Raw genomic sequence first — 9,219 nt, forward strand, 5'->3', positions numbered from 1 at the left:
GGCGCGCCGTCCTCGGTCGCCGTCTCTCGGTAACCCGACGTCCGGCAAGCGGCGCCCCACGACGCACGATCACGCCGTCTTCAGGACGATCTTGCCACGCGCACGCCCGGCTTCGGACAGGTCCAGGGCCTCCCTGACCTCGGTCAGGCCAAATGTCCGTTCGACATGCGGCGTGACCTTCCCGGCGCCCACAAGCGCGCAGATCCGGGCGAGGGTGTCCGCACTCGCGACCGTGTAGGCGCGCTTCACCGTGACGCCATGACGCTCCGCCTCGTCCCCGGTGGGGAAGGCGACCACCGTAACCATCGTGCCACCGCGGCGCAGCGTGGCAAGGGCGCGCTGGAATGTCTCGGCCCCGACGGTGTCGAGAACCACATCCATGTCGTGGACCGCTTCCTCGACCCGGCATTTGGTATAGTCGACGACCGCATCGGCCCCCAATCCCCGGACGAAGTCGATGTTGCGGGTGGAGCAAACGGCGGTGACATGCGCCCCGGCGGCCTTGGCAAGCTGGACCGCGAGCGACCCCACGCCGCCCGACGCACCGGTGATCAGCAGGCGCTGGCCCGCGGCGAGGCCGGCCTCATCGAACATCGCCTGCCAGGCCGTGGTGCCGGCAAGGGGAAGGGCTGCCGCCTCCTCGACGCTGAGCCCCTCCGGTGTGCCGGCGATATGCGCGGCGGGGACCGTGAGATACTCCGAGAAAGCGCCGGTCTTCACCATGCCGAAGACCGCGTCACCGGGGGTGAAGCCGGCGACATTCGTGCCGGTCCGTTCGACGACGCCGACGAACTCGCTTCCCAGCCGGATCGGAAGCGTCATCCCCATGCGGGCGCCGGCGCCGTTGCGGATCTTCCAGTCGACGGGGTTGACCCCTGCCGCGAGGACCCGGACGAGCACCTCGCCGGCTTGCGGAACCGGGATCTCCACCTCGGCGAGCTGAACCACAGTGTTAGAGCCATATTCTTCGATGAGTGTCGCAAGCATTTCTCGTGTCTTCCGTCTTGGGGTGCGCTGCCGGCAGTGCTATCAGGTTCGTTCATCGATATGTGGCCAACAAGTATCGCTGACATGCCAACCGCGACCGTGGACGTGACGCTGCACAGGGTTCTGAAACGGCGTGCGGAGGCACTGCCGGAGCATGCGCATGATCAGGCGCAGCTGACGTTCGTGACCTCCGGCATGGCCCAGTTGCGGACCGAGCGCGGCGTCTGGCTTCTGCCACCGCAACTGGCAGCCTGGGTGCCGCCGGGCATGCCGCATCGGCTGGAGATCCTGACCGATGCAGAGCTGCTCGTGGTGCTCTGGTCCCCCGCCGCCCTGCGCGCCGCAAAGCCGGACGACTTTCCCGAGGACGACTTCGTGTCGCCCGTGTCACCGCTGTTGCGCAGCCTGCTGGAGGCGCTTGCTGGAGCCGACCTGGCATCGGAGCGGGGCAGGATCATGCTCGGGTTGGTGTTGCATGAGCTTCGGTGTGTGGCGCAGGCCCCGACCTATCTGCCCATGCCCGCAAGCGAGATCGGGCTGCGGGTGGCAGAGATCGCCCTTGGCGACCACCGCAATCAACTGCCGCTCGAGACTCTGGCCTCTCGCGCCGCCACCTCCGTGCGCACGGCCAGCCGCCGGTTTCCGGAGGAGACCGGAATGACGTTGAAGGCCTGGCGGCAGCGCGCGCGCATCCTCTGGGCGGTGGCGGAGCTCGGGCGCGACAAGGCCATCTCGCAGGTCGCCCGAGAAACCGGCTTTGCAAGCACCGCGGCGTTCTCCCATGCGTTTCGGCAGGTCATGTTCCAAACGCCGAGCGAGTTTCTCGCATCATGTCAGCCGCACGAAAGTAGGTTGTGAAGGATCACTGATGCAGTGCGTCGGTGGGTTGGACGGGCGGATTCCGACCGCCCCGTCCGGCCTCAGTTCTCGGGTGTCAGCTCAGGTGAGCCTTGAACCAGTCGATCGTGCGCGACCAGGCGAGCTCGGCCGCCGCCTTGTCGTAGCGAGGCGTGGAGTCGTTGTGGAAGCCGTGGTTGGCGCCTTCGTAGATGTAGGCCTCGTAGGTCTTGCCCGCGGCGTCGAGCGCCTGTTTGTAGGCCGGCCAGCCCGCGTTGACCCGTTCGTCGAGCCCGCCGTAGTGCAGCAGGAGCGGCGCGTTGATCCGGGGGACGTCCTCGGCCGCGGGCTGGCGACCGTAGAAGGGGACCGCGGCCCCAAGCTCGGGATAGGCCACCGCCGCGGCATTCGCGACGCCACCGCCATAACAGAAGCCGGTGATGCCGACCTTGCCGGAAACCTCGTCCTGCGCCATCAGGAATTCGACCGCCGCGAAGAAGTCGTTCATCAGCTTGGTGCCGTCCACCTGCTGCTGCAGCGCACGGCCGGCCTCGTCATTGCCCGGATAGCCGCCCATGGGGGTCAGGCCGTCCGGAGCCATCGCGATGAAGCCCGCCTTGGCGAGCCTGCGCGCGACGTCCTGTATGTAAGGGTTCAGGCCGCGGTTCTCGTGCACGACCACGACGCCGGGGGCCGGAGAGGAGCCGGCGGGGCGGACGTAATAGGCCCGCATCTCGCCATGGCCGTTCGGCGAGGGGTAGGTGATCCAGGTCGCGGTGATGTCGGGGTCGTTGAAGCTGACCTGCTCGGCCAGCGCATAGTCCGGACTCATCATCGACAATATCGCCGCCGCCGTCAGACCGCCCACGGTGAAGCGCGCCGCGCGGTCGAGGAACTCGCGCTTGGTAATGATGCCGTGGGCATAGAAGTCGTAAAGCTCGAGCAGCTCGGGGCTGAAGTCCTTGGCTGTCAGTCGAGGCTTGGTGTCCATCAGGGCTCCTTCCAGAGTTCCGGGAGACGCGCGGCGCGTCGGTGGGCTGCCAGCTTCAGCAGATGATACAGAGGAAAATCTTGCCGTCAGCACTGACGCCAGGAAGAGATCACATCCGAGCGGGGAGCCGCTCGCCGAGCCGGTCCGTTTGCGCCCGGCTCAAAGAGGGCAACAGGCGTGCGTCGCCAGGCGAGGGCGCTACGGTCCTTAGGGATAGGCCCGGCGCCTCAAGCCAAGCCCTCTTCAGGTCCGGATCTGGGACCCCAACCTTACCCCGTCCACGGCGTCCGGCAGCGCGATCGAATAGATCGCAAAGGTCGGAGCGGCACCGTCCCGTGTATCCGCCAACGGCACCTTCACGGGCACGTAGAGCGTCCGACCTTTGATGAACCCGCCATCGGGACGGACAAGGCGCTCGTCTTCAAGGAGTGTGACGGTCTTGCCTTCGGGTGAGCGCACCTCCAGCCGGTTGGTGGTCGTCTCGCAGAAGTAGAAGTTCCCGAGGTCGTCCATCGCGGACCCGCCCGAGAAGGGCATCGCCCCCATGTTCTGCACATGCTCGGCCAGGGCCTCCTCGGAAAGCGAGACGTCGCGCAACGCCTCCGTGCGGACCCTCCAGAGCGGCCCCGTCGGCGAAGCCCAGTAGAGCCATCTGCCATCCGCGGTCAGCTCGATCAGATCGCTGTTCGGCGGATGGAAGGTGGCATCGCCCTTCACATGGGCCAGCACCGCGGGAATCTGCGCGTCGGGATCGGCCATGGTGACCTTGGCACCGCTCAGCCGACGCAGCGATTTCCCGGTCGCGAGGTCATGCACGATGATGCCGCCCAGCCCTGAATCCGCGATATAGAGGAGGTCGCCATGCAGCCGAAGGTCGTTCATCTGCCCGCCCGCCGGCAGGATCGTCTCGTCGAAGCGTAGGATGCGGAGAACCTTTCCTGACGGGTCGAGCTGAACGATCTTCTGCGCGCCCGGCTGGGGCACGGCAAGGTCCGGCCCGAAGACACCGGCACTCAGCGCGCCCTGGTCGACGCACCAAATCGTGTCGTCACCGAACACATGCACGGAGTTGAGGTAGACGAAGCGTTCGGCGCCGTCCTTGCCGGGGGCCCAGTCGTTCCAGTCATTGCCGGGGAACGGCCGAAGGGTGCCGTCAGCCTCGCGCTTGGCCAGGGCAGGGCTGGCCTTGTCCTTCGCGTAGCGTGGAAGCCCGAGGAAGAGTGTCCCGTCCGAGGTCACCGCGACCTGATTGGCCATCCACGGCGACCGCAGGGCGATATGTGCCTCGACTGGTTTGCCAGCCGCCGCTGCGCGCCCTGTCCCGACCCCGATCAAGGGAAGGAGCGCACCGGCCGAGGCCATCGCCGCCAGAAGCCGACGTCGTTTCATGGTCATTCCCTTGTCCCTCCGGAGAACCCGTTCCTTGTGCTGTCTTGCGCGTCCTGCACGCTTGCGATCCGGATCAGCGCCTTGCCGGAGAAGTCCCGATTCCGGAGAGCCCGCAGGTGGCTGGGCAGGTCTTCGAAGGCGCGGACCACGACGGGCTCCGCGACCAGGCGGCCACTCTCGAGGCCATCGAAGATCCCGGTCGCGGCCGATCGCAGCGCGCGCCAGTCCAGGGCGTCTCCATGGACATGCAGCGCCCCGAGGGCGACCTCGTGGAGCGAGATGCATCGCCCGAAGGCCTCACTGCCCCAGCCGGAAACGCGGCCCTGACTGCAGACGAGATGGCCGTTGGCACGCAGCTGTGGAAAGAGGCCCGCCGCGGCCTCCGGGCCGCGCAGGTCGATGGCCGCGGCAAAGGCCGCGGGCGGTAGCTCGGCGTTCCAGGGCAGGACCGCCGCACCATAGCCGGCCAGACGCTCGTGGTGACGGGGGTGGCATTGCGCAGTCACCTCCCAGCCAGCTTGCAAGGCCATCTGGACAAGATAGCCGCCCACGCCACCGCCGGCCCCGGCAATGAGCAGCGTGCCCTGGCGCACTGGCAGCTTCGACAGGGCGAGCCAGGCCGTCAGGGCCGGACAGGGCACCGTAGCGGCGGTCTCGAGATCGAGCGCGGCAGGCACAGGCAGCAGAGCCCGCGCCGCGACCGGAGTGACCTCGGCAAAACTGCCCGGACCACCCAGCCAGGTGTGATAGGCGACGCGCTGGCCGATCCAGGTCGTGGGCACCCCGGCACCGACAGCGATCACCCGGCCCGCGCCGTCACAGCCCGGCACTTTCCCCGGTTGCCACGAAGCGCTGCCCAGCACTTTCCAGTCGACGGGATTGAGGCCGATGACGTCGTTTCGCACCAGCACCTCGCCCGGACCGGGGCCCGCCACGGGACGCTCGGCCAGGACGAGGTCGAGGGGATCCTTGCCCTGCACCCATGTCCAGGCGCGATAGGGCTGCAGCGCGTCAGCCGTTTGCATCTTCGGCCCTCGCAGCCAGGAGCAGCGCCGCAACCTTGCGACCGGTGCTGGTGGCCGATTGCGGGTTCTGTCCCGTCACCAGCCGGCCATCGACGGCGGTGGTATCGGTCCAGTCCGGACCGGGTTGCATCTCGGCCCCCAGCTCGGCGAGGCGCGTGGACAGAAGGAACGGCACGACCGTCTCCAGCCCGACGGCGTGCTCTTCCGCATCGGTGAAGGCGGCGACCTTGCGGCCCTTCACCAGCGGCGCGCCATCCGACAGCGTGACATTGGTCAGCGCCGCGGGGCCGTGGCAGACGGCGCCGACCACGCCGCCCTGCTCCCAGATCGCGCGGGTCACCTCGTTGACGGCCTGCGATCCGGGGAAATCCCAGACCGCCCCGTGCCCCCCGGCGAAGAAGATCGCGCCGTAGGCGGCCGGATCGACATCGGCCAGCTTCTGCGTCGACCGGATCGCCGCGCGGAACAGCGGATCGGCCCAGAACTGCGCATTGACCGCATCCTCGAGGTCCAGCCCGTCGACCGGCGGTGCGCCGCCGTCGATCGAGGCGAAGGCCACCGGCAGATCCGCCGCCAGGAACTCCTTCAACGGATGGGTGACTTCCGACAGATAGAACCCCGTCGGCCCGTGCCCCGCCTTGTCGCCATGCGAGGTCATCACGATGAGGATCGGTTTCATGCGGCTGCTCCTTCCGGGGAGTAGCTGGGCCAGTCGATGTAGCCCCGCGCGTCACCGCCGTAATAGGCGTCGGGGTCGGCCGGGGTCAGTGGCCAGCCGTGGCGCATCCGCTCGACGAGATCGGGGTTCGAGGTGAAGGGTGCCCCGAAGGCTGCGATGTCGATCAGCCCGGCACCGATCATCTCGTTGGCGCGCGCCAGATCCATTCCACCTGCCAGGATCAGCACGCCGCCATAGCTCTCGCGGAACCTTTGCAGGAAGCCCGGCGGCATCGCCGGTGCCCCGCGGCTGGCCTGATCCATGATGTGGACGAAGGCCAGGCCGCGGCGGTCGAGCTCGGCGGCGAGGGTAAGGAAGGTGTCCTCCTCGCCTTCGAAGTCACCGAGTTCGTGCAGCCGGCCGAAGGGCGACAGGCGGATGCCCACCCGCTCCGCGCCGATCCGCGCGACGCAGGCATCCACCACTTCCAGGGCGAAGCGGATGCGGTTCTCGACCGACTGGCTGCCGTAGCGGTCGGTCCGGTCATTGACCGCACCATTGAGGAACTGCTCGATCAGATAGCCATTGGCTCCGTGGATCTCGACGCCGTCGAAGCCGGCCGCCACCGCGTTTTCGGCCGCCTGCGCGAAATCCCCGACGACGCGGGCGATTTCACCGGTCTCCAGCGGTCGCGGTTTCGAGGCGGTGACGAAGCCGGGCGTGCCGTCCTCGGTGAGGCCGAAGGCCGAGGAGTTCGCGGCCTGCCGGCCCGTCGCGCTGACCGGGGCCGCGCCACCGGGCTGCAACGAGACATGGCTCATCCGGCCCACATGCCAGATCTGGGTGAAGATCGCCGCCCCCTGGTCATGCACGGCCTCGGTCACGGGCCTCCAGGCCGCGACCTGCTCGTGCGACCACAGGCCGGGGCAATCGACGAAGCCCGAGCCTTCGGGCGAGATCACCGTGCCCTCGGTCACGATCAGCCCGGCGCCGGCCCGCTGCGCGTAATAGCGCGCGGTCTCGGCGGTGGGCAGGTTGCGGGGGCTGCGCGCGCGGGTCATCGGGGCCATCGCCGCGCGGTTTTTCAGGAGGCGCCCGCCAAGGCGCAGCGTGTCGAAGAGATCTGCCATGGGACCCTCAGTTGTAGGCGCCGGCCGAGTAGGTCAGCTCGTAGCTGTGCGAATAGAGCTCGAAGACGATGCCGAAGGGATCCTCGACATAGACCATGCGGTAGGGCTTCTCGTCGGGGAAATATTCGCGCACCGGCATCCGCTGCTTGCCGCCGGCGGCGATGATGCGGGCCAGCAGCCCCTCCAGGTCCGGGTCCTGGATCGCGAAGTGGAACAGGCCCACCTGGCGGTAGGGCAGGTTGTTGTCGGGCTTGTGGCTTTCGGGGAATTCGAACAGCTCGAAGCCGATGCGGTCGGCGGTCGAGAGATGGGCGATGCGGAACTTGCCCCAGCCCGGGCCGAAGACGTCGTCGCACATCACGCCGATGTCGCTGTCGTCCTGCGCGATCTCGGTCGGCTCCATGATGACATAGAAGCCCATGACATCGCGGTAGAAGGCAACGGCCGCATCGAGGTCGGGCACCGAGAGACCGATGTGGGAGAAGGTGCGCGGGGTGGTCTTGGTCATGGAATTCTCCTGTGGCGTTGCGGGAGATATGGATTGGCCAATCCTTGGCATCCAATTATCATTCGTGCTCATGTTGATAACGAAACGGATGCGCTGATGTTGAACGCGGCCTGGTTGGAGACCTTCGCCACGCTCTGCGACGTCGGGCATTTCACCCGAGCGGCAGCGGCGCTGAACATGACCCAGCCCGGCGTCAGCCAACATGTGAAGAAGCTCGAGGCGCAGCTGGGCCAGCCGCTGCTCACGCGTGACGGCAAGAGCTTCCTGCTGACCCCGGCGGGCGAGTCCCTGCTGGCCATCGCGCGACGGCGACGTGCGGAGGAAAGCGCGCTCCGGGGCGAGCTGCAGCACGACGATCCGAGCTGCGGAGAGGTGTCGGTCGCCTGCTCCGGCTCGCTCGCGCTGCTGCTCTATCCGCGTTTCATGGAGCTGATGGCCACGGCCCCCGATCTGTCGATCCTGCTCGAGGCGATGCCGCAGCCGCGGGTGCTCGAAGGCGTTTTGGCGGGGCGCTTCGACCTCGGCATCGTCGACCACTCCCCGACCCACGCGCGGCTGGAGGGAGAAAGCGTGGGGGAGGACGAGCTGTGTCTGCTCTTGCCTGCGGACCGCGCCGTGCCCGCCAGTTTCGCGCAGCTCGATGCGCTCGGCTTCATCGCCCATCCCGACGGCTTCGCCTATGCGGACGAGCTTCTCGGCGCGAACTTCCCCGACGCACATCCTGGCGCCGACCGGCTGCGGCAACGCAGCTTCATCAACCAGATCGGCCAGATCCCCGAGCCCGTGCTGCGCGGCCTGGGCTATACGATCCTGCCTCGCAGCGGCCTTGACGCCCATCCCGGCCGGGACCGCCTGCAGGTGATGGCGCTTCCGGTCCCGATCAGGCATGCGCTCTGGCTGATCCAGCGGCGCAATCGCAGCCTCCCGGCGCGAACCCGGCGGCTGCGCGCCGAGATTGCAGAGGTCCTCGCCGCGCTCTGAAGCGGTCGGCGAGGACCGAGCCCGTCAGGCCTTTGCCGCCCGAACAGCCGCAACGAGGCCGATCAGCCAGTCCTGGTGACCGTTGATCATCGGGTTCGGCACGGCCTTTGCCAGCTCCTTCGCCGGCGCGCCGTTCTGCGTCTCCTGGGTCAGGATCCGCACCCGCCCCTCCGACAAATCCTCGATCAGCCAAGCGTGATGCACGTCCAGGCGGTCCGCAGCCCCCGGCTCGCCCGACCAGCCATGCCAGGCGATGCGCGCGGGCTGGCCCTTGACCGGCGGCACGCATTCGACAATGCGCGCCGGGACCGGAAATCCGAAGGTTCGGAAGAAGAAGCGGTCACCAAGGACCAGCTCGGGGCCCTTGCCGTCGTGGATCTCCACATCCGCCGCATTGGCGTAATACGCCGGCCAGCGGGATGGGATGGCGAGGAACGGCCAGATCTCGGCGGCGCTCAGCCCGGTGACGATCACCTCGTTGGAACAGAAATTGTCGGTGAAGCCGGGGACGAAGCCCTCGGGCCAGAGAATGTCGGACATGGGTCACTCCTGTGCGTGGAATGCTGGAGATCTGGCCGCCCGCCTGATATAAGTCCAATCGCCAATCCTGACATCAGATAGGCGTTGTTGCACTTATCAGTGAGGCGGATTCACGTCGTGAATCCTGCACGTTAGCTTCGGGCCATGCCGAAGCCCTCTTCCCCTCGCTATCG

General features: G+C 67.6%; 10 protein-coding genes. 2 read left to right on the top strand and 8 right to left on the bottom strand.

What is annotated here, in order from left to right; translation table 11 throughout:
• Positions 1 to 69 precede the first annotated feature (69 nt).
• Positions 70 to 987, bottom strand: coding sequence for an NADP-dependent oxidoreductase (locus V8J39_RS22460; RefSeq protein WP_336463215.1), 918 nt, complete (start codon positions 985 to 987; stop codon positions 70 to 72).
• 84 nt (positions 988 to 1,071) lie between these two features.
• On the opposite strand from V8J39_RS22460, the gene V8J39_RS22465 reads away from it, so the two are divergent.
• Positions 1,072 to 1,845 carry an AraC family transcriptional regulator gene (locus V8J39_RS22465; protein WP_336463216.1) on the top strand — a complete coding sequence of 258 codons (774 nt, stop codon included), beginning with the start codon at positions 1,072 to 1,074 and terminating at the stop codon, positions 1,843 to 1,845.
• A 76-nt stretch (positions 1,846 to 1,921) separates the two neighbouring features.
• Here V8J39_RS22465 and yghX read toward each other — a convergent pair whose 3' ends face one another.
• The 6 genes from yghX to V8J39_RS22495 all read right to left on the bottom strand — a co-directional run bounded on the left by yghX (position 1,922) and on the right by V8J39_RS22495 (position 7,525).
• On the bottom strand, positions 1,922 to 2,815 hold the full coding sequence (yghX, locus tag V8J39_RS22470) for a YghX family hydrolase (protein ID WP_336463217.1): 894 nt from the start codon (positions 2,813 to 2,815) through the stop codon (positions 1,922 to 1,924).
• A gap of 243 nt (positions 2,816 to 3,058) precedes the next feature.
• Complete coding sequence (locus V8J39_RS22475) at positions 3,059 to 4,210, bottom strand: L-dopachrome tautomerase-related protein (protein ID WP_336463218.1); 1,152 nt, start codon at positions 4,208 to 4,210, stop codon at positions 3,059 to 3,061.
• Positions 4,207 to 5,229 (bottom strand): alcohol dehydrogenase catalytic domain-containing protein, encoded by a 1,023-nt coding sequence (locus V8J39_RS22480; RefSeq protein WP_336463219.1) that lies wholly within the window; start codon positions 5,227 to 5,229, stop codon positions 4,207 to 4,209. The genes V8J39_RS22475 and V8J39_RS22480 overlap by 4 nt, the downstream gene beginning before the upstream one ends.
• A complete protein-coding gene (locus tag V8J39_RS22485; RefSeq protein ID WP_336463220.1) occupies positions 5,216 to 5,908 on the bottom strand; it encodes a type 1 glutamine amidotransferase domain-containing protein in 693 nt (230 codons plus the stop codon). Before V8J39_RS22485 ends, V8J39_RS22480 begins: the two co-directional genes overlap by 14 nt.
• Complete coding sequence (locus V8J39_RS22490; protein WP_336463221.1) at positions 5,905 to 7,017, bottom strand: alkene reductase; 1,113 nt, start codon at positions 7,015 to 7,017, stop codon at positions 5,905 to 5,907. Before V8J39_RS22490 ends, V8J39_RS22485 begins: the two co-directional genes overlap by 4 nt.
• 7 nt (positions 7,018 to 7,024) lie before the next feature.
• Positions 7,025 to 7,525, bottom strand: coding sequence for a lactoylglutathione lyase family protein (locus V8J39_RS22495; RefSeq protein WP_336463222.1), 501 nt, complete (start codon positions 7,523 to 7,525; stop codon positions 7,025 to 7,027).
• A 96-nt stretch (positions 7,526 to 7,621) separates the two neighbouring features.
• On the opposite strand from V8J39_RS22495, the gene V8J39_RS22500 reads away from it, so the two are divergent.
• Positions 7,622 to 8,506, top strand: a complete 885-nt coding sequence (locus tag V8J39_RS22500; RefSeq protein ID WP_336463225.1) for a LysR family transcriptional regulator — start codon at positions 7,622 to 7,624, stop codon at positions 8,504 to 8,506.
• Positions 8,507 to 8,530: 24 nt separating this feature from the next.
• Here the strand turns inward: V8J39_RS22500 and V8J39_RS22505 are convergent, their stop codons facing one another.
• Positions 8,531 to 9,046 (bottom strand): SRPBCC domain-containing protein, encoded by a 516-nt coding sequence (locus V8J39_RS22505; protein ID WP_336463223.1) that lies wholly within the window; start codon positions 9,044 to 9,046, stop codon positions 8,531 to 8,533.
• Positions 9,047 to 9,219 lie beyond the last annotated feature (173 nt).

Origin of the sequence: Frigidibacter sp. MR17.24 (assembly GCF_037095655.1) — a bacterium.
In the GTDB taxonomy this organism is placed as follows: Bacteria; Pseudomonadota; Alphaproteobacteria; order Rhodobacterales; family Rhodobacteraceae; genus Frigidibacter.